This window comes from Vibrio sp. V08_P9A1T1, from assembly GCF_963874405.1.
In the GTDB taxonomy this organism is placed as follows: Bacteria; Pseudomonadota; Gammaproteobacteria; order Enterobacterales; family Vibrionaceae; genus Vibrio; species Vibrio anguillarum.
This window is the reverse complement of sequence record NZ_CAWNIB010000190.1, coordinates 1-3,180: the sequence shown is the minus strand read 5'-3', so window position 1 is coordinate 3,180 and position 3,180 is coordinate 1. Positions and strand designations below refer to the sequence as shown.

Here is a 3,180-nt window from a genome sequence, read left to right as displayed (position 1 = left end):
GCTTAAAGCTGAGGCCAACTGTCGGGAACGATGAACCAGAACTTTCCGCTGTCACTTTGGCAATGCACAAAACCATGCTCTTCATTTGCTGTGTAACGCGTGCAGTTTTTACCTTTCCCGCTAATCCATTGAGGCTTTTCCAGTAAGAATAATGCTTCATCTATTTGATGTGACTGGCTTTGATAACACCAAAAACCAGCAATTTGTGACAGATTGAGTTTATAACCTAGGCATTCACTAGGAACAGGCTCATCGTGAAAAGGGTTTACATACAAGCGCCCTTGCATTAGTAAATGACGGCTAACGTCACGCCAAAGTGGGTAAGCCGCACTAAATTGGGCTGATTGGGAAAGGGTCAATTGGTGGTTCAACATATGTTCAAGTTTGAGATCTAATCGATCTTGAGCATTGGGACCATACCACAGCCCTTGATGTAGCAGGTAAAACTTCATGCGACTTCCCAATGCTCATAACGCTGACTGCGTTTATTTTTGATGACAAAATCTAGCGAACCTAGTGTACTTCCTGCTTCGTTCAATTGAATTTCTTCAGAAACGGCGGAATAAGTGGGGTTTAGCGTAAACAATAAAGAACATAAATGCTGGTAGAGAAAGCCTAATCTAGGGTTCCCTCTATATTCTTCTTTCAATGTCGGAACATTGGGTAAAAAAGGGGTACGCGCCGCGACCACACCCTCTCCTTGGAAAAGAGTAGGGGTTGTCGACACCCAGTGTGCCAGTGTGTTGAGGTCCATTGTCATTAATTGTTCTCGTCCTTATTTTTCGACATTCTAGCTTGAAATTGTTATAACCACGCTAATGATAAAACTCAATTTTGGAATGAAAGATGGATAATTTAAAACTTGAAGCTCTGCTCAATCAAAAGCTTAATCCTCAATTGATTAAAGACTATTGCCCTAATGGATTGCAAGTTGAAGGTCGCACTGAAATCAAAAAGATTGTGACGGGTGTGACGGCCTCGCAAGCGCTTATTGAACAAGCAATTGAACGAAATGCTGACGCTTTATTAGTACATCATGGTTATTTTTGGAAAAGTGAGCCTGAGTCCATCCGTGGAATGAAAGGCCACCGGATCCGAGCTTTGATACGAAATGATATGAATTTATACGCATATCACTTGCCGTTAGACATCCATCCAGAATTAGGCAATAACAAATTGCTAGCTGATTTGTTGGGGATTCATGTTGATGGCGGATTAGAAGGGCATCCTCAGTCGGTCGCCATGTTCGGCCATTTTGAACAAGCGTTGACAGCCGATGAGCTCAGTCAACGAATCGAGCAAACTTTACAACGACGGCCACTGCACGTAGCTCCGAGCTCAAACAAAATCATCAAAACGGTGGGTTGGTGTACTGGTGGTGGGCAAGATTACGTCGATCTAGCGGCGCAGCATGGATTAGATGCGTTCATCTCTGGTGAAATATCAGAGCGGACTACCTACTCAGCAAGAGAGCAAAATATTCATTATTTTTCTGCAGGGCACCATGCCACAGAGCGTTATGGTGTGAAGGCACTGGGAGAATGGTTAGCGAGCGAATATGGCTTTGAGGTTGAGTTTATCGATATCAATAACCCTGTGTAGCGGGTTTGTTTCTGATCAATGCATCCAATGAAAAAAGAGCGAGTGGGAATTCGCTCTTTTCTATTAAGTACTATGACTGGGTTTGCTATTCGCGTTCGTGTAACGGTTTAAAGTTACGCATTTTTTGACCAGTGTAAAGTTGGCGAGGACGGCCAATTTTATTATCTGGATCACTGTGCATTTCATTCCAGTGGGCAATCCAACCGATAGTGCGAGACATTGCGAAGATAACGGTAAACATAGAGATTGGAATACCGATAGCCTTCAGAATAATACCTGAGTAGAAATCCACGTTAGGGTAGAGTTTTTTCTCAACAAAGTATTCGTCAGAAAGCGCGATGCGCTCAAGTTCCATCGCCACATCCAATAGTGGGTCCTGAATATTCAGCTCTTTGAGCACTTCATGACAAGCCTCACGCATTACCGTCGCTCTTGGGTCGTAGTTTTTATAAACTCGGTGACCAAAACCCATCAAGCGGAATGGATCATCCTTATCTTTTGCTCTGACGACATACTCAGGAATGTTATCAACGTTGCCTATCTCTTCTAGCATACGCAGACAGGCTTCGTTAGCACCCCCATGAGCAGGCCCCCACAAAGAGGCAATGCCAGCCGCAATACAGGCAAACGGGTTAGCACCAGAAGAACCGGCAAGGCGAACCGTTGAGGTTGACGCGTTTTGTTCATGATCGGCATGCAGTGTGAAAATTTTATCCATCGCGCGTGCAACCACAGGGTTCACTTCATACTCTTCACACGGCGTTGCAAACATCATGTGTAGGAAGTTCTCGGCATAGCTTAAGTCATTACGCGGGTAGATAAATGGTTGGCCGACAGAATACTTGTAGCACATCGACGCCAATGTTGGCATTTTTGAGAGTAGGCGGTAAGCCGCTATTTCTCGGTGTATATCATTATTAATATCAAGTGAATCATGGTAGAACGCGGCAAGCGCTCCAACCACACCACACATTACAGCCATTGGGTGAGCGTCACGGCGGAAACCGTGGAAGAAACTTGCGATTTGCTCATGAACCATAGTGTGACGCGTCACCGTATGTTTAAACTCTTCATATTGCTTACGATTAGGGGCTTCACCGTAAAGAAGAATATAACAAACTTCCAAGTAATCAGCGTTATTGGCTAATTGATCAATAGGGAAGCCGCGGTGCAGTAACACCCCTTTTTCGCCATCGATATAAGTGATTTGAGATTCACAAGATGCAGTGGCAAGAAAACCAGGGTCAAAAGTGAAGTATCCGTTGGCTCCTAGTTTACGAACGTCGATTACTTGTGGGCCTACAGTCCCATCCATAATCGGCAGCTCGATTGGCGCTTTACCTTCAATATGAAGGGTCGCTTTCTTATCTGCCATAACAATCTCCTTTGTTTATTATTTAATCCGTCCAGGATGTTTGTGTGACATTTTTTTACGTGTGTTCTTAATTAAAGTCAATTTTTCTCGTCTGATGTGTGCACTTGTTTTGATTTTTTATACATATAAAGTTAAAAATCTGTTCTGTGTAGCAAAAATTGTTACATCAATTGTATTAGAATGTTGCGAGCCGTATAGTGGCA

2 protein-coding genes and 1 pseudogene are annotated in these 3,180 nt (G+C 43.6%); 1 reads left to right on the top strand and 2 read right to left on the bottom strand.

What is annotated here, in order from left to right; genetic code table 11:
- Positions 1-2: 2 nt before the first annotated feature.
- A pseudogene (locus AACT21_RS08255) lies at positions 3-760 on the bottom strand (DUF1853 family protein).
- A gap of 86 nt (positions 761-846) precedes the next feature.
- On the opposite strand from AACT21_RS08255, the gene AACT21_RS08250 reads away from it, so the two are divergent.
- The gene (locus AACT21_RS08250; protein ID WP_094164503.1) at positions 847-1,602 is read left to right on the top strand and encodes a Nif3-like dinuclear metal center hexameric protein; all 756 of its coding nucleotides are present in this window, start codon (positions 847-849) and stop codon (positions 1,600-1,602) included.
- Between the two features lie 85 nt (positions 1,603-1,687).
- Here the strand turns inward: AACT21_RS08250 and AACT21_RS08245 are convergent, their stop codons facing one another.
- Complete coding sequence (locus AACT21_RS08245) at positions 1,688-2,977, bottom strand: citrate synthase (RefSeq protein WP_013856346.1); 1,290 nt, start codon at positions 2,975-2,977, stop codon at positions 1,688-1,690.
- Positions 2,978-3,180: the final 203 nt, after the last annotated feature.

Bases quoted from the DNA above. Each gene is read 5' to 3' on its own strand.
- AACT21_RS08250 (WP_094164503.1), top strand. From the start codon at position 847: ATGGATAATTTAAAACTTGAAGCTCTGCTCAATCAAAAGCTTAATCCT.
- AACT21_RS08245 (WP_013856346.1), bottom strand. From the start codon at position 2,977: ATGGCAGATAAGAAAGCGACCCTTCATATTGAAGGTAAAGCGCCAATC.